Below are 21865 nucleotides of genomic sequence, written 5' to 3'. Positions count from 1 at the left end.
ATAAAGTTGAGCTGGTTTGGTTAATTGCTATACGGAATAATTGATAAATATCAAAGAAAATGACCTATTGAGCTGGTATAAAATACTCAGAGACATTGGTTAGACCAAATATCCAATTGCAAATGTATATAAGATTGATGGTTAATGCAGCTTTGATTGATACAAAAATCGAGCGCAATCTAGTTCGAACGTGGAGGTCGACATGATTACAGGTATTCAAATTACTAAAACTGATAATGCAGCATTATTGAATTCTTTCTGGTTACTGGATAACGAGAAAAATGAAGCGCGCTGCGTTTGTGCTAAAGCTGATTATAATGAAGGCCAGATCGTTGCTAAAGACGAATTAGGGGCTTTTGAGTACCGTGAAGTGCCACTGGAAATGAAACCAACTGTCCGTGTTGAAGGTGGTCAGCACTTAAATGTTAACGTATTAAGTCGTGAAACATTAGAAGATGCAGTGAAAAACCCAGAAAAATATCCTCAGTTAACTATCCGTGTTTCAGGTTATGCAGTTCGTTTTAACTCGTTAACCCCTGAACAACAACGTGATGTTATTACCCGTACTTTCACTGAAAGTTTGTAATAAAGTTTAAACACTATCACATCTAGCATAATGTAATAAATTCTAAAGCCATTGATATCAATGGCTTTTTATTTACCTCTAATAAAGTTGAGTATTTCTCTTCAACACTATTTAGCATTCAATATTCTTCCAACATACGCATTTGTTAGGGAGAATCTATGCCTTTATCAATACAACCAACACTAGACTCATTGGATGAGCTTTCTCTCGCTAGGGAAGGTTTAAGTATTTATTTGCAAAATCACAGTTTAGATATTCCACTGTGTGAAAGAGAGCGATGGCCCCAAAATATGACAAAAGACCATTTTTGGGGCTTTGATGCACAAAAAAAAGACTATATTTTGGCTTTATTGTCACATGGAGCTTACTACAAAGACTGGCAACACATTTTGGGAGTGGAAAGATTAAATACGACACAACTTAACATATTAGGAATTGATGCAGAGTTATTGGGAGATGGGACTTCAGGGTTTCAAGCCAATATATGCCGATACGATAATTTATACATACTCTGCTTTGCGGGAACAAATGACATCGTTGATTTTTACGCCAATATTCGCCAAGGTCTTGGCCAATATGAGCCGCAATACTACCAAGCAGTTGGTTTAGCTAACATTTTGTCTAATTCAGTCAATGGAAAGATGATTTGTACAGGGCATTCATTAGGTGGTGGCCTTGCATCAATTGCTGCATTAGCCAGCCAAAGCCCAGGAGTTGCATTTAGTCCAGCTGGTCTTGCAAAGAATACTGTAAACCGAATTGGGCTCGATTATGACATTGCGGAACAAATTGCGAGAGACGGGCTGATCCGGTTTTATACCGTACAATATGACTGGCTTGACTCATTACAAAATACTTTACCTATCCCTTCAGCGCTGGGAACGCGTATTAAAATGGCTTATAGCGAACAGAGTTCTTGGAAAAATTGGTTACCGCACCGATTATTAACAAGAAGTTTTATTGCCCATTCGATGGTGAAAATCATTAAAATGATGTGTAAACATAAACCGTGGAATAATTGGAATGCAATTACAGGGGAATATGATAAAGAGGTGGAAATTCCGTTAAAATTATTTCCGACGGCTGATGAAAAACAAAATATAAATTGGCAAGAATGTTGTAAGAGCGCAATTAAAAAAGGCAATATTGTGGAGTTTTCAAATCTTATAAAAAGCCATAATAAATCTTGCGATATTAATTTTCTCGCTCAGCAATCGGCTAGGGCAATAAATGGGCAATTTATGCAAGTCTTGCTTGATTCCCCTTATGGGCAAGCGATTAAGAGTTCACAGTTAACACAACATAAAAGTATTTTACATCTAGCCGCGCAAAGTGGCCGAGTGATGCAGTCCCAAATACTGTTAGAGAATGGTTTGCTGGTTAATATTAAAGATAGTTTAGGTAATACGCCATTGCATGATGCTTTAAATAGTCATGCATTAGATGTGGCTGAATTATTATTAGCCAATGGAGCCGACTGGCGAACGAAAAATAACCAAGGACTAGATTGCAAAGATATAATCGAAAATCACATAATCAAACCAGAGCTATTAACACCAGAAGGAAAAAGAATGCGGGATAAAATAGTCAATATGATGGGATAAAATAAAAAACGGGCCGAAACCCGTTTGATTGATTATTACGATTTATCGCTAGTCGCTGATGCAGCAGGATTAACCGGAGTACGACGTTTCCCAATATTTTTCTTATCGCGATGGCGTACTTTTTCTTTTTTCTTCGTTTGTTCTTCTTTTTTCTTTTCTTTGCGCTTTGCAAGCACTTTTTTCGACGGTTTAGGCTTATTTAACATCGCTTCAGACGGGGCTTTTGTCGTTGGGCGCAAGTCATCGATTACACGCACTTTGATTGGGTCTTCAATGTAACGTGTAATTTTACCCAATAATGGGAAGTCATGTGCTTCAACTAAAGAAATTGCTGTACCTTTACGACCAGCGCGGCCTGTACGGCCGATACGATGCAGGTAAACATCAGCCGTTATTGGTAAGTCAAAGTTAAAAACATGGCTGACATTATCGATGTCTAAACCACGGGATGCGACATCGGTCGCAACAAGAACTTTCACTTGGCCATCAACAAGACGACGAACAGCTTCGTTACGTTTAGCTTGGGGCATTTCACCTTCAAGATAACAAGGCTCGATGCCCGCTTCTCGTAGCCACTGAACCAGTTCACGTAAGCGTTCACGTTTGCGGACGAACACAATCGCTTTTGTCACATCTTTTTGCTTAAGTAAGTGGCAAAGTAGTGCTGTTTTGTGTTCGAGATTATCTGCACGGTAATGAAATTGCTGAATTTTTTTACGTTCGCGGCGAGATGGGTCTGCGTCAATTTCAATTGGATTTTCCAGCAAACGCTCTGCAAAGTCACGAATGGCTTCACCCTCAAGGGTTGCAGAAAATAGCATGGTTTGTTTGCGCCAGCGTGTTTCGCCTGCAATGGTTTCAATATCGTTCGCAAAGCCCATATCTAACATGCGGTCAGCTTCATCAAGGATCAAAATTTCAACGGCACGGCAGTCAAAATTTTCTTCTTTAATGTACTGTAATAAACGACCTGTGGTGGCAACAACGATATCTTGGTTTTCGCTGAAAATTTCAGCGTGATTCATATAGGCAACACCGCCAGTGATTGTTGCAATGTCTAGGTGATTATGTGCACATAATTCTTTTGCTTGGTCAGCAACCTGCATGGCTAATTCACGGGTAGGGGTGACGATCAGAACGCGTGGTGGCCCTGATTTTTTTCTTGGGAAATCAAGTAAATGTTGAATTGCTGGCAGTAAGAATGCCGCAGTTTTACCTGTTCCTGTTGGGGCTGAACCTAAAACATCACGACCATCCATTGCGGCTGGAATAGCAGCAGCTTGGATAGCAGTGGGACGTTGATAGCCTTTGTCTGACAGCGCGTCAATTAAGCTCTCATCGAGATCAAGTTCAGAAAAAGTGGATGCAGTCATGATATACCTCTATTTGGGGCGCTGATTATAAACAGGTTAGCAAAATTGTTCACCTGAAAAAATCCGCTTTTCACCAGTGTAACTGTTTTCAGGTCTGACAGGGAGTGGTAACTCGAGGAAATATCAGCAAAATGGCAAAAGAAATAAGGAGAGTCGAAACTCTCCTCTTTTATATATTTATTAGCTAAGCATATTAATCAACCAAGTATGGTATGGGATCCCCACTAAGTCGATGAGTACTGCACCGCTTAGCGGCACAATCATAAAGGCTTTCATGGAAACCTGTTTATAGCGCTCACACACGGATGACATATTCGCCATGGCATTGGGTGTCGCACCTAAACCGTGACCCATTAGGCCTGCACACATGACGGCTGCGTCATAGTTTTTCCCTAACAATCTAAAGATCACAAAGACGACGAGTAGAATTAAAACGATAACTTGTGCCAATAAAATGGTGAAGAGTGGAAGTGCCACAGCTTTTAATTCCCAAATCTTCAGTGACATCATGGCCATGGTTAAGAACAGGCCTAGCGAGACTTCAGAAATCAGGTCGATAGATTTTTGGTTGATACGAAATAATTCGACCTGATCATTGATATTACGAATGACAATCGCAATGATCATCGCACCAACATAGCTAGGCAATGAAAAACCAGTGGCTTTGGTAAACTGCGCAGAAGCAAATTGGCCAATCACCATGATCCCTAAGATCAAGGCGAGCATTTTTAAGAAAGCATGCGCATCAATAGATTCAATTTTCCCTGCAATAGTTTCAGGCACTTGAATTTTTTCGACTTGATCGTCTGCTTGAATGCGAACGTTGAATTTTTTGATTAGATAGGTGGCGATTGGGCCGCCTAATAAGCTGCCTGTAATCAAACCAAAGGTGGCTGCGGCAATGGCGGCAACTGTCGCCGATTGTACGCCAAGCCCTTCTGCCATACCACCAAAGGCGGCTGCTCCACCATGACCGCCAGTAAGAGATACGCCTCCAGCCATAATGCCAATAACGGGTTCGATGCCTAATAAGTGCGCTAACCCTGCACCAAAGGTGTCTTGGAAAATCACCACAAACCAGCAAATAAATAGGTACATAAATAATAAGCGACCACCTGTTTTGAGAATGCGGAAGCTGCCATCAATACCTATCGTGGTGAAGAATGCGACCATCAAGAAGGTTTGTAAACTGGTGTCGAAATTGATTTCGGCGAGGTTGAATGATTTCAATCCCCAAATGATTAAACTCACTAAAAATCCACCAATTACAGGAGATGGGATACAAAACCGTTGTAACCACTCAATGCGCTTTTTTAAGTGGATGCCCATGAGGAGGCAGATGACGGTGAGGAATAAGGTGGATAGTGCGTCTAGGTGTAGAATCATAAGTTTCCCTTTGTGTTATACCTTTATCTTTCTAGCTACAGCGTTGTTGGCTTCTCTGGCTCACCCTAGTCACATACTCCAGTATGCTCCTAGGGATAACCCAGCTTGCCGCCTAGCTGTAACTTGAAATCTAAAGGCATAAAAAGACTTTGAAATCAAAGTTCAGCATTTCTGTGTAAACTAGTGATGACATACAAATTTCATGTCATCTACAACTCATCAATGTATTATTTTTATGGCATTGTTACTGAGTTGCTATAAAGGTAATTTTTATTTATCAGTCGAATTGTTGTGTTGTTTTATTAGAATAAATATTGGTAAATCAAATAAGCCGCGAGCTTGGTGGTGTGGTTGTCAATGTCAAATTCAGGATTGCACTCTGCGATATCGAAGAGGGCGATTTTTTTGCTGCCTTTAATGATGGCAAAAAGCTCATCAAATGTTTCAGTAGAGATACCTTTAGGTGCAGGGGCGCTAACACCAGGGGCAATAGCAGCAGAGAACACATCTAAATCCACCGTGACATATAAATAATCAACGGTATCAATAAATGCTTGGAGTTGCTTAATGGCTTGTGGAAGTTGTGAAAAACTCAGTTGTTTGTCACGAATGTATTGGCAGCCTAAGCGGTCTGCGGTATCGAATAGCACCTTGGTGTTGCCATGATCAGCGATGCCCAAACACAGGTAATGGAATGGGCGTTGATGTTTTTCACATAAATGTGCAGATTGCAAAAAAGGCGTGCCGGAGGTTGCTTCAGGTGCTTCACGTAAATCAAAATGGGCATCAAAATTGATAATACCAATGGTTTTACCTGATTGATTTTGTTCGACATAATCAAATAGCCCTTGGAAGCTGGCAAAGGCAACTTCATGACCACCCCCTAAAATAATCGGGTGCTCATTTGCGGTTAGGCTTTCAATAATTTTATCGGATAAACGACGTTGTGCAGCTTCAAGGTTGCCATCATCACAACTTACGGTTCCCATATCTTTAATCGCTAGTGGCTGGTGGATAGGTAATCCAGCAAGTTGGCGGCGAATGGCATCAGGACCAGCTTTAGCCCCTTGACGGCCTTTATTGCGCCTAACACCCTCATCGGAGGCAAAGCCTATCAACGTAAATTGTACAGGTGAAACTTTGTTAATGACTTGATGAATACGCAAATGTTCTTGTGTTTCACCATCCGTGCGCCCTTGCCATTGGAAAGGTTGTGTCATAGTTACTCCAAATTAATCAATTTAGTGATGTTATCCGCCGCTTGACGTGTGTGCATAATTAGCTCGTCAATACGGTGAGTTGAACGAAATTCAGGTGCCATAACAGAAACAACTGCTAGTACATCATTTCCTTTAAAGATAGGTGCCGAAGCACCAAATACACCCTCATCAATCTCACTGGTTGATGTGCCATAACCTTGCTTGCGGATCTGTTGTAGATCTTGTTGTAACTTCAGCTTATCTACGTCAGAAATTAGTTGTTTTGCATGTATCTCAAACACTTGTTCTTGGTATTGTGTTTGGTGAAAAGCCAACAATGTTTTGGCACTGGCGCCCTTGATAAGGGTATTACCGCGACCGATGATAAATGAGCAGCGCAAGGCTTGTTCACTTTCAATCATGTCTACACAAATTGTTTCTCGCAGATTTGAGGTAATAATCGCTGCGGTTTCGCGTGTTTTTTTTGCTAATGATTGAAGCTCTGATTTAGTGGCTTCCATCAATAAACTATGGTGATAGTATTTTTCGTGGTTTTTGATACTCTGCGAGCCGACGCAATAAGTACCATACTGCTTTGCATGAGAAACGAATTCCCAATCTATGAGAATTGTTAGCAAGCGATAAACCGTTGATAATGGAATATCCAATGCGGTTGAAATAACCTGTGGCGTCACTGGGGATGCGCAACTTGTGATGTAAGACAAGACATCTAAGGTTCTATTAATGCTGTTCATCGCATCTCCTTTTTTTCGAACTTAACAGTAAAATTTTTACGTCTCAAATATAATTCTCATATTGCAAGAATTATATTGTAGCAAATAGGTTAAACGATGACTTTTATTTGCTCAATATGAGAAAATAGTAAGACTTAGATAAACAGAGTGTGTGGATGAACGAGCAGAAAAAAAAACACCGAAAGGGTGGGTTTACATTTAAACAGTTTTTTGTGGCCCATGACCAGTGTGCAATGAAAGTGGGCACTGATGGCGTTTTGTTAGGAGCGTGGGTGCCTGTTGATGATGTTCAATCTGCATTGGATATTGGCAGCGGGAGTGGGTTAGTTGCGCTAATGTTAGCGCAGCGCCAACAAAATGCACAGATTGATGCGGTTGAGTTAGACGTGCAAGCGGCACATCAAGCCGAAGCAAATTTTGCTGAATCACCTTGGACGAAGCGATTAAATATTATTAATCAGGATATTATCCACTATAGTCAGCATTCACACACGCAATATGATTTGATTGTGAGTAATCCGCCTTATTTCGAACCTGCGGTGGCGTGCAGAGATGAACAGCGTGAGCAAGCGCGTTACACAAGTGCATTAACTCATGACGTATTATTAAAATGTGCACAGCGTTGTTTAAAGGAAAATGGGCTGTTTTGCTTAGTATTACCGTATGAAGTTGGTGAAAAAGTGCAAGCCATGGCTGAAGATGGCGGGTGGTTTACAGTGCTGAGAGTCAATGTGAGTGATAAACCTACAACACCATTTCACCGTATGTTATTAGGCTTGCGATTGGTGAATTCACACGCTCAGGTGAGCAATTTAGCGCTAAAAGCACAAAACGGCGAATATACTGAAGATTTTCGTACATTGATCCAGCCGTTTTATCTTAAATATTAAAACCAACGGAATGATTATCCCGTTGGTTTTGTGGCTTATTCCGGTTTTAAAATAGTTGGTCCTGAATTTTCTAACATATCGGGATAGTCTAATGTGTAATGCAGCCCTCGGCTTTCTTTGCGCTCCAAAGCACATCGCACCATTAATTCTGCAACTTGCACAAGATTTCGTAGCTCCAGTAAGTTATTGGAAATACGGAAGTTAGCATAATAGTCGTGAATTTCTTGCTGCAATAAATGAATGCGACGAAGTGCGCGTTCGAGACGTTTCGTTGTTCTCACAATCCCCATGTAGTCCCACATAAACAAGCGTAATTCATGCCAGTTATGTTGGATTACGACTTGTTCATCTGAATTATGTACTCGGCTTTCATCCCACTCAGGTAAGTGCGGCACTTCATCAATATTTTGCAGTGTTGATTTGATATTTTCTGCTGCTGACCAGCCGTACACAAGGCATTCCAACAATGAATTAGATGCCATACGGTTCGCACCGTGTAAGCCAGTATAGCTGACTTCACCAATGGCATATAAGTTAGCGATATCGGTCATACCCGTTTGGTTAACAATCACCCCTCCACAGGTATAATGCGCCGCAGGCACGATAGGGATAGGCTCTTTGGTGATGTCTAACCCTAGCGTCATAAGCTTGGCATAAATGGTTGGGAAATGATGCTGCACAAAATCGGTTGGCTTATGGCTGATATCAAGGTACATGCAGTCTGCACCAAGGCGTTTCATTTCATGGTCAATGGCCCGGGCAACAATGTCACGAGGCGCGAGTTCTTCGCGTTCGTCATAATCAGGCATAAAACGGCTACCATCAGGGCGTTTTAAATAGGCACCTTCACCGCGTAATGCTTCGGTAAGTAAAAAGTTTCGTGCCTGTGGGTGAAATAAACACGTAGGGTGAAATTGGTTGAATTCTAAGTTAGCAACGCGGCAACCTGCCCGCCATGCCATGGCGATACCATCTCCTGACGAAATGTCTGGGTTCGTGGTGTATTGATAGACTTTTGCTGCGCCACCTGTTGCCAAAATAACGGTTTTGGCACGGATCGTTTCAACCTGCTCTTGTTGTCGATTCCAAACATAAGCACCTAAAATACGTGAAGGTGCTTCGCTTTCGGATAGGATTAGGTCAACGGCGTTATAGCGTTCTTTTATATGGATATTTGGGTGAGCAAAAGCAAGGTCAACAAGGGTGGTTTCGACTTCTTTTCCTGTGGCATCGGCATGGTGAAGTATACGACGATGGCTGTGACCACCTTCACGGGTTAAGTGGTACTGAGTTTCGCCACTTTCTGAGATTTCAGTGTCAAATAGAACCCCTTGTTTGATAAGCCACTGTACGCAATCCTTTGCGTTTGAAGCGATAAATTCAACGGCTTCTTTATGACAGATGCCAGCACCTGCAATAAGCGTGTCTTCGACGTGGGACTCTATGCTGTCGGTATCATCAAATACGGCGGCAATACCACCTTGGGCATAATAAGACGCTCCTTCACTAAGACTACTTTTACTCAAAATGGTGACTTGATGAAAGGGGGCAAGTCGTAAGGCGGCGGATAGTCCTGCGACACCACTGCCAATGATTAAAATATCAGTATAATGCTGTGTGGATCCGTTCATGTGTGTTTGCTGTATATAATAGTATGTAGTGTGTTTTTTTATGTTAGCCTATCAGATTGTCGATTACTATTGCTGGGTAGCGGTTTACAGTCACTATCTTGACTTAGGTCTATTTACTTATTCATGTTGTATTAATGTGATAGCTATAGCATTCATTTGCAAAATCCGTATGCTGTATTCTTGGCCTTCAGGAATTTGTACACAATTGTTTTAATGAGGATCTTTGGGATCTTCGAAAATGAAAAAACAGCACTTTTGTAAATTTTTGACTATTTTTTTAGATTAAATTGAACTTCAATGGTTTCTATAACTCAAAGTAGTGCTTGCTTTAGGATGGGAGAACATGAACAAGTCAACATATTATCAGCCTGAATTCGGGAGATGCTTTCCGAAATGAGCGAGCAATTAACAGACCAATTATTGGTTGAAAAGGTACAAAAAGGCGATCAACAAGCTTTCAACTTACTGGTAATTAAATACCAGCACAAAGTTGCCAGCTTAGTATCCCGTTATGTGCCGCAAGCGGACGTGCCTGATGTGGCACAAGAATCATTTATAAAAGCGTATCGTGCTATCGGCTCGTTTCGTGGTGACAGCGCATTTTATACTTGGCTTTATCGTATAGCGGTCAATACGGCTAAAAATTATTTAGTCGCACAAGACAGACGCCCTCCCGCGTCAGATCTTGAAGCGAGTGATGCTGAAAACTTTGAGAGTGCCGGTGCTTTAAAAGAAATTTCGAACCCAGAGAACTTAATGTTGTCTGAAGAGTTAAAGAAAGTTGTTTTCAAAACCATCGAATCGTTGCCTGAAGATTTACGAATGGCAATCACGCTCCGTGAACTTGATGGTTTAAGCTATGAAGAAATCGCGGAAATTATGGATTGCCCGGTAGGAACTGTACGTTCACGCATTTTTAGGGCAAGGGAAGCGATTGATAATAAAGTACAACCTCTGATTCAACAGCACTAATGCTATTAAATCAGCAGATTAATTATAATTGTGATGCAATTAACTGAAGGTAATTGGGCATGCAAAGAGAGAAACTTTCCGCAATGATGGATGGCGAGGCTCTAGATTTAGAGCTTGTGAATGCCATTTCATGTGATTCAACGTTAAAGCAACGTTGGGAGAGCTATCATCTTATTCGTGATACTCTGCGTAATGATACTGGCGATGTCATGCACTTTGATATTGCAAGTAAAGTTGCGGCAGCATTAGAGAATGAAGCTGTGCGTATTAATCCTCAGGTAGTTGTCGAATCGCAGCCTGAACCTGCGACTTGGGGTGCTTTCCCGTTCTGGGGTAAAATCCGTCCTTGGGCAAGCCAAATAACTCAAATTGGTGTTGCGGCATGTGTTTCACTGGCCGTTATTGTGGGTGTACAGCAATACAATCAAAGTAATGCTGTTGATTCCACGGTTGATGAGCCAATGTTTAATACCATCCCTGTTGGAAGTGGCGCGCCTGTGAGCTTGAACATTTCAGACAACCAATTATTTGGTAATGAACAGCAACTTCAACAGGTTGAGCAGCAAAATCAACGTATTAATGCGATGCTGCAACAATACGAAATTGAAAGACGTTCAATGCTGAACCAGCAATATCAACAATCTGAACAACCTGCATCCGAAGCAGGAGTTAAGCTGAAATAATGAAAAAATGGTTATCCGTCATCTGCCTGACGGGCAGCCTGATTATTTCTAATCAAGCTTCGGCATCTGAAATAGGTGCCGATGTTCTTTTTAAAGAAATGGGGAATGCTGCCCAAAACCTCTCTTATGAAATGTCATTTATGACTTTCAGTCCGCAAACAATTACACCTGTAAGATATCGCCACGCAATTATTAACAATATCCCTGTTTCACAAATGATACAGATGGATTCATCTCGCAGGGAAATTGTTCAAAAAGGTAACAGCATCAGTTATTTTGAGCCTGGCTTCGATGCGTTTAGTTTAAATGGCAAAAATATCGTTGATAACTTACCTTCTGTTTTATTTGCTAATTATGAACAGATAAAACCGTACTACAATTTTATTGATGCAGGGCGCACACATATCGGTGATCGGCCTGCTTTAGTGATCCGCATAATATCGAAAGACAATTCTCGATTTAATTATGTACTATTAATTGATGAGGAAACGAAACTGCCATTACGTATTGATTTGCTGGATAACAACAGCCAAACATTAGAGCAGTTTCGGGTTATCTCTACAGTGCTAGACAGTAAAACAGTAAATGATTCATTACTTGCACTGAGTAAGGTAAATATGCCGCCGTTGTTAGTGTACCCTAAAAATGCAGCGCCATCCTTCAAATGGCAAGTGGGTATGCTTCCTCCTGGTTTTGAAGAAACATCGCGTTCTATACGTAAATTAAGTGAGGACGACGTTGTGGAAAGCGCAATGTTCAGCGATGGGTTATTTACCTTCTCAGTTAATGTGACGAAATCGGCGAAAGGTCCATTGTTAGACCAACCTATGCAAAATGGGCGTCGTTCAATTTATACAATGACACAAAAGCAAAATGTCATTACTGTAATTGGTGAATTACCTTTGCCAACGGCACAAGTTATTGCAGGTAGTGTTCAGTTTCGGGAGTAGGTTATGGTAAAAGAGTGGGCAACTGTCATTCGTTGGCAAAACGGAAGAGCATTACTACGTTATGGTTCTTCATCAGGATGCGGAAGTTGCGGTGCTCGTAAAACGTGTGGTTCTTATGCGCTGAGTAAAATAGGACCAAACACGGAACATGAATTGGAAATTGCGATTGAACAGCCTTTGGTTGAAGGGCAAAAAATCGAAGTTGGTATTCCTGAAGGAAGTTTAATTCGTTCGGCAATGCTGGTGTATTTAACACCGATTTTAGGATTGTTTATTTTTGCAGGATTAGCTCAATCGTTTGATTTTAGCCAATTTTTAGTGGCTGTTTCTGGTGTGTTAGGTGGCGTGATCGGCTTTTATACCGCACGGAAATTTGCTTCTCATTGGCGTGATGATGACGCATTTCAACCTGTCGTCTTGCAAATAGGTTTACCACCTTCTGAGCTTTCAGTGCAGGTTAACTGCTAAATATCAATAGATTGTATTCAATTCATTATTTGATACCATGATAAAAAAGAGGAAAACGTAATGTTTTCCTTTTGTGGTTTATTGAGTTTAATAACCAATTAATTGATTTTTCTGTCTCTTTTGAGATAAGAATCAAAAGAAACTCGTTATTGTTCGTAATAAATGAGTATTTTGAGGGTTAAATTAGCGCTAAATTAGTGTTCTAACTCATTAACCTTTGACAAGTTTACAGTTGTTTTACATTGAATCTTTGTGTTAGCGGGGTCTTATATGTAAAATGCTGCTAATTAACAATCTTGTGATAATCATAGCATTTTAGTTTTGTCGCGATATTTGCACAAAGCTGATTTTGTAAGGCAATTTAAAAGAAGATATTACCTTGAAAATCAATAATATAAGAAACTTTTCTATCATTGCTCATATCGACCATGGCAAGTCCACATTATCTGACCGCATTATTCAGATTTGTGGTGGTTTAACGGATCGCGAAATGGCAGCGCAAGTTCTAGACTCAATGGATCTGGAACGTGAGCGTGGGATTACCATCAAAGCACAGAGCGTTACGCTTGATTATAAAGCTTCTGATGGTGAAACCTACCAACTAAACTTTATCGATACTCCTGGCCACGTTGACTTCTCTTATGAAGTTTCGCGTTCTCTTGCCGCGTGTGAAGGGGCGCTTTTAGTTGTCGATGCAGGGCAAGGTGTTGAAGCACAAACACTCGCTAACTGCTATACCGCGATTGAAATGGATTTAGAAGTCGTTCCTGTTTTAAACAAGATTGACTTACCTGCGGCAGACCCAGAACGTGTCGCTGATGAGATTGAAGACATCGTTGGTCTTGATGCCCACGATGCAGTTCGCTGTTCTGCAAAAACCGGTATTGGTGTTCAGGACGTGATTGAACGTCTTGTTAAAGAGATCCCACCGCCTGTTGGTGATGTGGATGCACCTCTACAAGCGTTGATTATTGACTCGTGGTTTGATAACTACTTAGGCGTTGTTTCATTGATTCGTATTAAAAACGGTTCACTGAAAAAAGGCGACAAAGTTAAAGTCATGAGTACAGGGCAGGTTTATAACGCCGACCGCCTTGGTATTTTTACACCAAAACAAGTTGACCGTGATGTACTTAGTTGTGGCGAAGTGGGCTGGTTAGTCTGTGCGATTAAAGACATCACCGGTGCGCCAGTGGGGGATACCTTAACAGGTGCTCGTAACCCTGCGGAAAAAGCACTTCCGGGCTTTAAAAAAGTCAAACCACAGGTTTATGCCGGTCTGTTCCCTGTGAGTTCCGATGATTACGAAGGTTTCCGTGATGCGCTGGGTAAACTTAGCTTAAACGATGCTTCGTTATTCTATGAGCCAGAAACATCAACTGCCTTAGGTTTTGGTTTCCGTTGTGGTTTCCTTGGCTTACTGCACATGGAAATCATCCAAGAGCGTTTAGAGCGTGAATACGATCTTGACCTGATTACCACGGCACCAACGGTAGTGTATGAAGTTCAGCAGACCAATGGTGAAATTGTTTATGTAGATAGCCCATCAAAACTGCCTGCATTAAACAATATTGAAGAGCTGCGTGAGCCAATCGCTGAGTGCCACATGTTAATGCCTAAAGAATACTTAGGTAACGTGATTACGCTTTGTATTGAGAAACGTGGCGTTCAAACCAATATGGTCTATCATGGTAATCAAGTTTCATTAACTTATGAAATTCCAATGTCTGAAGTGGTACTGGATTTCTTTGACCGTTTGAAATCGACATCTCGTGGTTATGCTTCATTGGATTATGCATTTAAACGCTTCCAACCATCAGATATGGTTAGGGTTGATGTACTTATCAATAACGAACGTGTTGATGCATTAGCGTTAATTACTCACCGTGCAAATTCACAATACCGAGGCCGTGAGTTAGTTGAAAAAATGAAAGAACTGATCCCGCGCCAGCAGTTTGATATTGCGATTCAGGCCGCGATTGGTAACCATATTATTGCTCGTTCTACAGTTAAACAGCTGCGTAAAAACGTACTTGCCAAATGTTATGGTGGTGACGTTAGCCGTAAGAAGAAACTGCTACAGAAGCAAAAGGATGGTAAGAAACGTATGAAACAAGTGGGTAACGTTGAGCTACCACAAGAAGCGTTCCTTGCTATATTGCACGTTGGTAAAGACAACTAAGTTTACAAGGAGTCTCAATGGCTAACACCTTTGCCTTGATCCTAACACTGGCAACCTTAATCACTGGGATTATTTGGTGTTTAGATAAGTTTAAATTTGCGCCTGCGCGCAAAGCAAAACTTAAGCAGTTACAGGATGCAACAAATGGTGCAGTGAGTGAGGCGGATGTAGCGAATGCTGTCCGCCGCCCTTCATGGCTAGAAACAGGGACATCTATTTTCCCTGTTCTAGCTATTGTACTGATTGTACGCTCATTTATTTATGAGCCATTTCAAATACCATCTGGGTCAATGATGCCAACGCTATTAGTTGGTGACTTTATGTTGGTTGAGAAGTTTGCTTATGGTTTAAAAGACCCTATTACACAAACGACCTTGATAGAAACAGGTAAACCAAAACGTGGTGATATTGCGGTATTTAAATACCCGCGTGACCCCAATGTCGATTTTGTTAAACGTGTAATTGGCCTCCCGGGCGATAAAATTGTTTATAACCCGGATGCGAAAGAACTGACGATTTACCCAAATTGTGCTGATAACAAATGCACAGAAAACTTACCAATTACTTATGGGCCATTGGACCCGAGTGAATGGACAATGTTTTTTGACGTTGCATCGGTTGTTGATAGCCAAAAAGGGAACTATGAAGTTCCATTGGATCAAGAATTACCACGTAATGCACTGAGACAATATGAGCGTAGCGAAAAATTAGGTACGGTTGAACACCAAATCCTAATTATTCGTCAAGCAATCACTGAAGCAAAATATATACAACCAGGTATGCCATTAAACGAATGGATTGTTCCTGAAAAACAATATTTTATGATGGGTGATAACCGGGATAATAGTTCTGATAGCCGTATGTGGGGCTTTGTACCGGAGCAAAATTTAGTTGGTCGAGCTGTGTTTATTTGGTTAAGCCTCGATAAGCAAGAAAACGAATGGCCAACAGGCATTCGCTTTAGTCGAATTGGTCCACTATAATTCCATAGATTGGATATGCCAGCAGTGAAGGTGCGGGTTTTCATTTGAAAATCCGCATTAACCGAAGCATTATTATTTTACCCAGTGTACAATATAATTTACTTAATATTATTGGCTCCCCAATTATAACTCCTTTCTTTTATAACTCATTGTAACTAATAAAGTTTAAATCATTAGTTTTACTGAGCTGCAAAAAATGTGGGTAGATAAGGAGTCAGTGCAAACGCAACAGTTTTGTAAAATAGACTATTTTACAGGTCTGTTGCGTGTGCTTTTTTATCAAATAAAAATGGTTGGGCGCACATGAACCCCTCTTTAGTAGAAAGATTACAACGTAAGCTTGGTTATCAATTCAAACAACATGATTTGTTAATTCAAGCGTTAACACACAGAAGCGCAAGTAGCAAACATAATGAACGCCTAGAGTTTTTAGGGGATTCAATTTTAAGTTTTGTGATTGCAAATGACCTCTATCACCGTTTTCCAAAAGTGGACGAGGGTGATATGAGCCGGATGCGTGCAACACTCGTTCGTGGGAATACATTGGCAGAAATTGCTCGTGAGTTTGAACTCGGTGAATGTTTACGCTTAGGTCCGGGGGAATTAAAAAGTGGTGGATTTCGCCGAGAATCTATTCTTGCTGATACAGTAGAAGCGCTGATTGGCGGTATTTTCTTAGACAGCGATATTCAGACGATCGAAAGAATTATTTTAGATTGGTATCAAAGCCGACTAATTGAAATTAGTCCGGGTGATAAACAAAAAGACCCGAAAACACGGTTACAAGAATATCTGCAAGGGCGTCACTTACCATTACCGAACTATTTAGTAGTTCAAGTAAAAGGTGAGGCTCATGATCAGGAGTTTACGATCCACTGCCAAGTGAGTGGCATCGAACAACCCATCCATGGTGTTGGTTCAAGTCGCCGTAAAGCAGAGCAAGCCGCAGCAGAGCAAGCATTGAAAATTTTGGAGCTTGAATGAGTGAATTACAATCCCACTGTGGTTTCGTTGCCATAGTTGGACGGCCGAATGTCGGTAAATCGACATTATTAAATCAATTACTGGGGCAAAAAGTCTCGATTACATCGAGAAAGCCACAGACGACTCGCCATCGTATTATGGGGATCCACACAGAAGATAATTACCAAATTATCTATGTTGATACCCCAGGATTACATATTGAAGAAAAACGTGCGATTAACCGTTTAATGAACCGTGCGGCATCAAGCTCGATCGGTGATGTTGAACTGGTTATTTTTGTTGTCGAAGGTACTAACTGGACCGCTGACGATGAAATGGTGCTGACTAAGTTATCAAGCTTACGTTGCCCTGTCATTTTAGCTATCAATAAGATTGATAACGTGACGGATAAAACGGTTTTATTGCCACATATTGGCGCGATTAGCCAAAAAATGAATTTTTTAGACGTTGTGCCAATCAGTGCAGAAAAAGGCACTGGCGTGGATACTATCGCTAAAATTGTGAAGCAACATATTCCGGAAGCAGCACATCACTTCCCGGAAGACTATATTACAGATCGTTCTCAGCGTTTTATGGCGTCAGAAATGATCCGTGAGAAGTTAATGCGCTTCTTGGGTGATGAACTACCTTACTCCGTTACTGTTGAAATTGAACAATTTAAAGTTACTGAAACGGGTATTTACCATATCAATGGCTTAATTCTTGTTGAACGCGAAGGCCAGAAGAAAATGGTCATTGGTAACAAAGGTAGCAAACTGAAAACCATCGGTACGGAAGCTCGTATTGACATGGAACGCATGTTTGATAACAAAGTTCACCTCGAGCTTTGGGTTAAAGTTAAATCAGGCTGGGCGGATGACGAAAGAGCATTACGCAGTCTGGGTTATGTTGACGATCTAAAATAGTAGGTGGCGAAGTGAGTGGTTGGCAACGCGCGTTTGTACTCCATTCAAGGCCTTACAGTGAAACAAGTTTGTTACTTGATTTCTTCACTGAAGGTGAAGGGAAAATTCGCTTACTGGCTAAAGGTGCCCGCCGAAATCGCTCTCCTTTAAGAGGCTGTTTACAGCCTTTCACACCTTTGCTAATCCGTTGGAGCGGCAAAGGTGAAATCAAAACTCTAATCAATGCTGACCCTGTTTCGTTGGCACTTCCTCTGAGTGGAACTGTCCTTTATAGCGGTCTGTATCTTAATGAATTAACCGCACGTGTACTTGAGTTTGGGACGCCGTATTCCGCGCTATTTTTTGATTACCTTTCATGCTTACAAGTCTTAGCTGCGAGCGAGCGCACTCCTGAGTTTGCCTTACGTCAGTTTGAGCTGGCGTTGCTATCTTACCTGGGTTATGGCGTTGACTTCTTACATTGTGCAGGTAGCGGGGAAGCTGTTTCTGACACAATGACGTACCGTTACCGAGAGGAAAAAGGCTTTATAGGCAGTTTAGTTGTTGACCAACTCAGTTTTACGGGCAAACAATTAAAAGCACTCGCAAGTCGTGATTTCCCTGATGCTGACACCTTAAAGGCCGCTAAGCGTTTCACTCGCATCGCGTTAAAACCTTATTTAGGTGGTAAACCACTAAAAAGCAGAGAGTTGTTTAGGCAATTTACTGTTTCACCCGCCACTTCAAACAAATCAAACTAATTTTTCATTATTGATTTTATTTATATATTAGCTGCTATGTTTTGTTTGAGTCCTTTTTTATGTTTTCCTGCTTATCCTTTCTAACTTATCGCGTTCAACTGTGTTTGTTGTACCTAATTTTATGGTGTTAAACCACTAAGTTTTGCGCCTCATCATAAAGTTTACGAAGCGCTTCGCAAAAATTTTGTCCCTTACATGCAATAACCTAGCTGTTTTGGAATTTGCCTCGAATGATATGAGATTTATTCCCCGAACCTTGAAAATTACAGTAGGATAGTGGCATTGAAATATCGGTTACCGTTTATTGAAGGGAGTATAAAATGGCAGAGCTTTTATTAGGCGTTAATATTGACCACATTGCGACAGTCAGAAATGCAAGAGGAACACAGTATCCCGACCCTGTACAGGCCGCATTTGTTGCTGAACAAGCAGGCGCAGATGGTATCACCGTACATTTACGTGAGGACCGCCGCCATATTACGGATAGGGATGTTGCGCTACTCAACGAAACAATACAAACGCGCATGAACCTTGAAATGGCAGTGACAGAGGAAATGGTTGATATTGCGTGTCGAATTAAACCTGCATTTTGTTGCCTTGTTCCGGAGAAGCGTGAGGAAGTCACCACTGAAGGGGGCTTGGATGTTGCAGGTCAAAAGCAAAAAGTGGCAGATGCAGTGAAGCGCTTAACGGAAGCAGGTATCTTAGTCTCTCTCTTTATTGATGCTGACCATGCACAAATTGATGCTGCACAGGAATGTGGGGCTCCATTTATTGAAATCCATACAGGGGCATATGCGGATGCCAAAACGGAACAGGAACAAGAGTTAGAGTTTCGCCGTATTCGCGATGGCGTCACTTACGCTGCGGGTAAAGGTATCAAGGTCAATGCAGGGCATGGTTTGACTTACCATAACGTTCAGCGCATTGCGCAGTTGCCTGAAATTTATGAGCTAAATATTGGTCATGCCATTATTGGTCGTGCTCTATTTAGTGGATTGGCACAGGCGGTTGCCGATATGAAAAAAATCATGTTAGAAGCGCGCAAATAATGGCAATTGTTGGGTTAGGAACGGATATCGTCGAAATAACACGCATTGAGTCGGTTATTGAACGCACTGGCGATAGCTTAGCAAAGCGAATTTTGACTGAAAAAGAGTTTTTGCAATATCAACAGCAAGCAAAACCAGCTCGTTTTTTGGCAAAACGCTTTGCAGTTAAAGAAGCCGCCGCTAAAGCGTTAGGGACGGGGATCCGTAATGGTCTGGCTTTTAACCAATTTGAAGTGACAAATGATGAACTAGGTAAGCCATTGCTGCATTTAAAGGGCGAAGCATTAAAGCTAGCTAACAGTTTGAATGCAACCTGTTTCCATGTCTCTATCACTGATGAGCGACATTATGCGTCAGCGACGGTGATCATAGAACGCCTTGGCGAGTCTGCCTAACGGGTAAGGCATAACGCTGTCAGTGCTATATCTGGCAGCGTTAAGAATCAAAATGAAGTGTGGGTGGGCGATAAGCCTAAATTTTATCAGCATGGTGTATTGCGACGAACTTATCCCACAATTGTTCTTCAGTTTCAATATGCTGAGGATCAGTAATGATGGTGTTTGTTATAGGGCAAACTGACTGGCATGTCGGTTTATCATAGTGACCAACGCATTCGGTACATAGTTTTGCGTCGATTTCATAAATTTCAGCGCCCATAAAAATTGCGTCATTAGGGCATTCGGGTTCGCACATATCGCAATTGATACATTTTTTGGTAATTAACAGTGCCATTTATAATAACTTGCATTCAATTAAGTTAATAATCAGTAACTTATATCTTGCACCTATTCGTTACTTCCAGTTTAGATTTTACTTAAGCTATATTTCGTATTGAAAAGCAGAAGGTTGTAATACAGAACCACTACATTTTACATGTAAACGATGTATTAGTCGGTGTGTTTAGGTTCCGTAGTAATAAGTCTATTTTAAACGTCCTGAGCTGCGGAGTCGAATAAATTACACCAATACTCGATTTCATCCATGATTAATATCATGATAACAAGAGATTATAAATATCGTGATGTAATTAGACGCTGTACTGAAATTGTATTTAAGTTTACTCGACTATCAAAAAAGATTTTTATAATTATCTCTTTTGAAAGAAATTTCATTTTATAAATTCTGTGGTTAAATGAATTAAAGTGGTATCCTTTGGGGTTTTATTTAACATGTTGTTTTTTATATGAAAAACCAAATTTAGATATTGTTCACAAATAGCTGAATCTATGGTAGTAATAATAAAAAAATATAAAGGAACGTAAACATGTTCGAAAATCTCGGGGTTCTTAACTTCTGGACTTACCTTGCTGGGTTAGTCTTCATTATTATTGTGCCAGGGCCTAACTCAATTTATGTGCTTAAAACGAGTACCTCTAGTGGTGCTCGGTATGGCTATCGAGCTGCGCTTGGGGTCTTTGCCGGTGATGCTATATTGATTTTTTTATCCTTTATCGGCGTAGCATCCGTGATTAAAGCTTCACCAACCCTTTTTATGATTGTTCGCTATCTTGGCGCGGCTTATCTTTTATATCTAGGCTGTAAAATTTTATATGGCACATTAAAGCGCAAGTCACAGGGTGAGAGTGAAGAGGCTGCTGTGGCAACTAAATCAGAAAATCATTTTGTGCGTGCTTTGGTGTTAAGTCTGACAAATCCAAAAGCGATTTTGTTTTATATTTCGTTTTTTATTCAGTTTGTTGATTTTAACTATGCAAATGCATGGGTGCCATACCTTGTGTTGGCTACAATCTTAGAGTTAGTCAGCTTTTTATATTTAAGCATACTGATTTTTAGTGGTTATTTAATTGCTAAGTTTTTACGTGAGAAAAAAATTCTCGCAAAATTGGGAAATTGTACCGTTGGTGCCTTCTTTATGGGCTTTGCCGCAAAACTTGCATTGAGTAATTAGTGTGTAAGGTGAATTAACCACCAGACTAAGATTTAAAATTGCAGTCACTCTGACATTTGGTAATAATTAGCTTTCGAGTTAATTGCCCAGAGGTAAGAGTGACGCAAATAGAAATTGATGAATATTGGATGAAGCAAGCCCTTGAACTTGCATTGAAAGCGCAAGATGTTGGCGAGATCCCAGTTGGTGCATTGTTAGTTAAAGATAATCAGTTAATTGCCTCTGGTTGGAATCGTTCGATTATCGACCATAACCCGACTGCTCATGCAGAAATTATGGCTTTGCAACAAGCAGGGCAAACGTTGAGCAATTACCGTCTGCTTGATACCACGTTGTATGTCACTTTAGAGCCTTGCATAATGTGCGCTGGCGCGATGATCCATAGCCGTATTGGTCGTGTTGTCTATGGCGCAAAAGACTTCAAAACAGGGGCTTGTGGTTCTTACATCAATATCATGGAACAAGCAGGGCTAAACCACTATGTGGAAGTCACTGGCGGAATTTTAGAAGACGCGTGTTCTTCAATGCTGAGTGCTTTTTTTAAAATGCGCAGAGCACAGAAAAAAGAACAAAAGCGCCAACAAAATTAGCGCTTTGTGAGTTGATTTATGCG

Annotated in this window: 22 protein-coding genes; 16 read left to right on the top strand and 6 right to left on the bottom strand. The window is 40.9% G+C overall.

Annotated features, from left to right (window positions below; translation table 11 throughout):
- The first annotated feature begins 202 nt into the window (after positions 1–202).
- Positions 203–586: an autonomous glycyl radical cofactor GrcA gene (grcA, locus tag AC4IFT_RS06170; protein ID WP_042844740.1), complete on the top strand. Its 384-nt coding sequence runs from the start codon at positions 203–205 to the stop codon at positions 584–586.
- Between the two features lie 158 nt (positions 587–744).
- Complete coding sequence (locus AC4IFT_RS06165) at positions 745–2190, top strand: ankyrin repeat domain-containing protein (protein ID WP_490750849.1); 1446 nt, start codon at positions 745–747, stop codon at positions 2188–2190.
- A 35-nt stretch (positions 2191–2225) separates the two neighbouring features.
- Here AC4IFT_RS06165 and srmB read toward each other — a convergent pair whose 3' ends face one another.
- The 4 genes from srmB to AC4IFT_RS06145 all read right to left on the bottom strand — a co-directional run bounded on the left by srmB (position 2226) and on the right by AC4IFT_RS06145 (position 6903).
- Complete coding sequence (gene srmB / locus AC4IFT_RS06160) at positions 2226–3563, bottom strand: ATP-dependent RNA helicase SrmB (protein ID WP_490732210.1); 1338 nt, start codon at positions 3561–3563, stop codon at positions 2226–2228.
- 180 nt (positions 3564–3743) lie between these two features.
- Positions 3744–4949, bottom strand: coding sequence for a sodium/glutamate symporter (gltS, locus tag AC4IFT_RS06155; RefSeq protein ID WP_490732208.1), 1206 nt, complete (start codon positions 4947–4949; stop codon positions 3744–3746).
- 302 nt (positions 4950–5251) lie between these two features.
- Positions 5252–6169: a formimidoylglutamase gene (hutG, locus tag AC4IFT_RS06150; RefSeq protein ID WP_490750848.1), complete on the bottom strand. Its 918-nt coding sequence runs from the start codon at positions 6167–6169 to the stop codon at positions 5252–5254.
- A 2-nt stretch (positions 6170–6171) separates the two neighbouring features.
- The gene (locus AC4IFT_RS06145; protein ID WP_490732204.1) at positions 6172–6903 is read right to left on the bottom strand and encodes an IclR family transcriptional regulator; all 732 of its coding nucleotides are present in this window, start codon (positions 6901–6903) and stop codon (positions 6172–6174) included.
- 155 nt (positions 6904–7058) lie between these two features.
- Between AC4IFT_RS06145 and trmN the strand changes: the two genes are divergently transcribed.
- Positions 7059–7793, top strand: coding sequence for a tRNA(1)(Val) (adenine(37)-N(6))-methyltransferase TrmN (gene trmN, locus AC4IFT_RS06140; protein ID WP_490750847.1), 735 nt, complete (start codon positions 7059–7061; stop codon positions 7791–7793).
- A 35-nt stretch (positions 7794–7828) separates the two neighbouring features.
- Here trmN and nadB read toward each other — a convergent pair whose 3' ends face one another.
- A complete protein-coding gene (gene nadB / locus AC4IFT_RS06135; RefSeq protein ID WP_490750846.1) occupies positions 7829–9424 on the bottom strand; it encodes an L-aspartate oxidase in 1596 nt (531 codons plus the stop codon).
- Positions 9425–9817: 393 nt separating this feature from the next.
- Here nadB and rpoE point away from each other — a divergent pair, with 393 nt between their 5' ends.
- The 11 genes from rpoE to acpS all read left to right on the top strand — a co-directional run bounded on the left by rpoE (position 9818) and on the right by acpS (position 19738).
- Positions 9818–10396: an RNA polymerase sigma factor RpoE gene (gene rpoE / locus AC4IFT_RS06130; RefSeq protein WP_219246909.1), complete on the top strand. Its 579-nt coding sequence runs from the start codon at positions 9818–9820 to the stop codon at positions 10394–10396.
- Positions 10397–10455: 59 nt separating this feature from the next.
- Positions 10456–11079 carry an anti-sigma-E factor RseA gene (gene rseA, locus AC4IFT_RS06125; protein ID WP_490732198.1) on the top strand — a complete coding sequence of 208 codons (624 nt, stop codon included), beginning with the start codon at positions 10456–10458 and terminating at the stop codon, positions 11077–11079.
- Positions 11079–12029, top strand: a complete 951-nt coding sequence (gene rseB, locus AC4IFT_RS06120) for a sigma-E factor regulatory protein RseB (protein ID WP_490732196.1) — start codon at positions 11079–11081, stop codon at positions 12027–12029. The genes rseA and rseB overlap by 1 nt, the downstream gene beginning before the upstream one ends.
- Positions 12030–12032: 3 nt before the next feature.
- Positions 12033–12497, top strand: a complete 465-nt coding sequence (gene rseC / locus AC4IFT_RS06115) for a SoxR-reducing system protein RseC (RefSeq protein ID WP_490732195.1) — start codon at positions 12033–12035, stop codon at positions 12495–12497.
- 385 nt (positions 12498–12882) lie between these two features.
- Positions 12883–14679, top strand: a complete 1797-nt coding sequence (gene lepA / locus AC4IFT_RS06110) for a translation elongation factor 4 (RefSeq protein ID WP_490732422.1) — start codon at positions 12883–12885, stop codon at positions 14677–14679.
- Positions 14680–14696: 17 nt separating this feature from the next.
- On the top strand, positions 14697–15662 hold the full coding sequence (gene lepB, locus AC4IFT_RS06105) for a signal peptidase I (protein WP_353243423.1): 966 nt from the start codon (positions 14697–14699) through the stop codon (positions 15660–15662).
- A gap of 303 nt (positions 15663–15965) precedes the next feature.
- Entirely contained in the window at positions 15966–16646 is a 681-nt protein-coding gene (gene rnc, locus AC4IFT_RS06100; RefSeq protein ID WP_206082511.1) for a ribonuclease III, read from the top strand.
- A complete protein-coding gene (gene era / locus AC4IFT_RS06095) occupies positions 16643–17551 on the top strand; it encodes a GTPase Era (protein WP_219246923.1) in 909 nt (302 codons plus the stop codon). Before rnc ends, era begins: the two co-directional genes overlap by 4 nt.
- Before the next feature lie 11 nt (positions 17552–17562).
- On the top strand, positions 17563–18291 hold the full coding sequence (gene recO / locus AC4IFT_RS06090) for a DNA repair protein RecO (protein WP_490732192.1): 729 nt from the start codon (positions 17563–17565) through the stop codon (positions 18289–18291).
- A gap of 320 nt (positions 18292–18611) precedes the next feature.
- On the top strand, positions 18612–19343 hold the full coding sequence (gene pdxJ, locus AC4IFT_RS06085; protein ID WP_490750845.1) for a pyridoxine 5'-phosphate synthase: 732 nt from the start codon (positions 18612–18614) through the stop codon (positions 19341–19343).
- Positions 19343–19738, top strand: a complete 396-nt coding sequence (gene acpS, locus AC4IFT_RS06080) for a holo-ACP synthase (RefSeq protein WP_490732190.1) — start codon at positions 19343–19345, stop codon at positions 19736–19738. Before pdxJ ends, acpS begins: the two co-directional genes overlap by 1 nt.
- A gap of 76 nt (positions 19739–19814) precedes the next feature.
- On the opposite strand, the gene AC4IFT_RS06075 is transcribed toward acpS, so the two are convergent.
- Complete coding sequence (locus AC4IFT_RS06075; RefSeq protein WP_490732189.1) at positions 19815–20075, bottom strand: YfhL family 4Fe-4S dicluster ferredoxin; 261 nt, start codon at positions 20073–20075, stop codon at positions 19815–19817.
- A gap of 532 nt (positions 20076–20607) precedes the next feature.
- Between AC4IFT_RS06075 and leuE the strand changes: the two genes are divergently transcribed.
- Together leuE and tadA are read left to right on the top strand one after the other, a co-directional pair.
- Complete coding sequence (gene leuE / locus AC4IFT_RS06070; RefSeq protein ID WP_490732188.1) at positions 20608–21252, top strand: leucine efflux protein LeuE; 645 nt, start codon at positions 20608–20610, stop codon at positions 21250–21252.
- Positions 21253–21350: 98 nt separating this feature from the next.
- Entirely contained in the window at positions 21351–21842 is a 492-nt protein-coding gene (tadA, locus tag AC4IFT_RS06065; protein ID WP_490732187.1) for a tRNA adenosine(34) deaminase TadA, read from the top strand.
- Positions 21843–21865: the final 23 nt, after the last annotated feature.

This window comes from Providencia sp. UF-183, assembly GCF_058246155.1.
This window is presented reverse-complemented; position numbering and strand designations above follow the sequence as displayed.

What these genes read in the sequence shown, in the direction of transcription:
- trmN (WP_490750847.1), top strand. Translation starts at nt 7,059, where the DNA reads ATGAACGAGCAGAAAAAAAAACACCGAAAGGGTGGGTTTACATTTAAA.
- nadB (WP_490750846.1), bottom strand. Translation starts at nt 9,424, where the DNA reads ATGAACGGATCCACACAGCATTATACTGATATTTTAATCATTGGCAGT.
- lepB (WP_353243423.1), top strand. Translation starts at nt 14,697, where the DNA reads ATGGCTAACACCTTTGCCTTGATCCTAACACTGGCAACCTTAATCACT.
- rseC (WP_490732195.1), top strand. Translation starts at nt 12,033, where the DNA reads ATGGTAAAAGAGTGGGCAACTGTCATTCGTTGGCAAAACGGAAGAGCA.
- AC4IFT_RS06145 (WP_490732204.1), bottom strand. Translation starts at nt 6,903, where the DNA reads ATGAACAGCATTAATAGAACCTTAGATGTCTTGTCTTACATCACAAGT.
- AC4IFT_RS06075 (WP_490732189.1), bottom strand. Translation starts at nt 20,075, where the DNA reads ATGGCACTGTTAATTACCAAAAAATGTATCAATTGCGATATGTGCGAA.
- rseA (WP_490732198.1), top strand. Translation starts at nt 10,456, where the DNA reads ATGCAAAGAGAGAAACTTTCCGCAATGATGGATGGCGAGGCTCTAGAT.
- era (WP_219246923.1), top strand. Translation starts at nt 16,643, where the DNA reads ATGAGTGAATTACAATCCCACTGTGGTTTCGTTGCCATAGTTGGACGG.
- acpS (WP_490732190.1), top strand. Translation starts at nt 19,343, where the DNA reads ATGGCAATTGTTGGGTTAGGAACGGATATCGTCGAAATAACACGCATT.
- rseB (WP_490732196.1), top strand. Translation starts at nt 11,079, where the DNA reads ATGAAAAAATGGTTATCCGTCATCTGCCTGACGGGCAGCCTGATTATT.
- gltS (WP_490732208.1), bottom strand. Translation starts at nt 4,949, where the DNA reads ATGATTCTACACCTAGACGCACTATCCACCTTATTCCTCACCGTCATC.
- rpoE (WP_219246909.1), top strand. Translation starts at nt 9,818, where the DNA reads ATGAGCGAGCAATTAACAGACCAATTATTGGTTGAAAAGGTACAAAAA.
- leuE (WP_490732188.1), top strand. Translation starts at nt 20,608, where the DNA reads ATGTTCGAAAATCTCGGGGTTCTTAACTTCTGGACTTACCTTGCTGGG.
- pdxJ (WP_490750845.1), top strand. Translation starts at nt 18,612, where the DNA reads ATGGCAGAGCTTTTATTAGGCGTTAATATTGACCACATTGCGACAGTC.
- grcA (WP_042844740.1), top strand. Translation starts at nt 203, where the DNA reads ATGATTACAGGTATTCAAATTACTAAAACTGATAATGCAGCATTATTG.
- AC4IFT_RS06165 (WP_490750849.1), top strand. Translation starts at nt 745, where the DNA reads ATGCCTTTATCAATACAACCAACACTAGACTCATTGGATGAGCTTTCT.
- hutG (WP_490750848.1), bottom strand. Translation starts at nt 6,169, where the DNA reads ATGACACAACCTTTCCAATGGCAAGGGCGCACGGATGGTGAAACACAA.
- rnc (WP_206082511.1), top strand. Translation starts at nt 15,966, where the DNA reads ATGAACCCCTCTTTAGTAGAAAGATTACAACGTAAGCTTGGTTATCAA.
- srmB (WP_490732210.1), bottom strand. Translation starts at nt 3,563, where the DNA reads ATGACTGCATCCACTTTTTCTGAACTTGATCTCGATGAGAGCTTAATT.